The sequence below is a fragment of the Hallella faecis genome (genome assembly GCF_018789675.1).
Lineage (GTDB): Bacteria > Bacteroidota > Bacteroidia > Bacteroidales > Bacteroidaceae > Prevotella > Prevotella faecis.
Genome location: NZ_JAHKBE010000174.1, coordinates 1 through 377 on the forward strand (window position 1 = coordinate 1; position 377 = coordinate 377).

A 377-nucleotide genomic window follows, 5' to 3' on the forward strand; every position below is an offset into this window, starting at 1 on the left:
CAACCACCGTCAGTTCGTGTACTCCGAGATACATGTCACCGAACAGTCCTCCTATGGTGTCATAGTCGAGTGTTCTTTTTATTGAGGCAAGTATGTTGTAGCGTATCATGACCAATGAAACATGCGCTATATGGGCCGAAAAGTTTCGTGACGAGCAATCTGCAAGTCCAAGCAGACGTTTGCTGTCTGAGAAGAACACTTCTATGCTCCAACGCATGGCATATATCTCGTAGGCACGCATAAAACGGAGTCTCAAGTCTGTTGTAAGAAGCACTTTCCACGCTTCCTTTTTGCCTCTCTTGCAAAAGAACAATTTTACAGCACGTTTTCCAAGCACAACTTCAATTTCGGAATAATGGCAATGGTAGCGCCTGCTG

Annotated in this window: 1 pseudogene; it reads right to left on the reverse strand. The window is 45.1% G+C overall.

The features are described from left to right. Positions 1 to 256: pseudogene (locus KM934_RS13015) on the reverse strand (IS4 family transposase); the annotation flags it as partial. Positions 257 to 377: the final 121 nt, after the last annotated feature.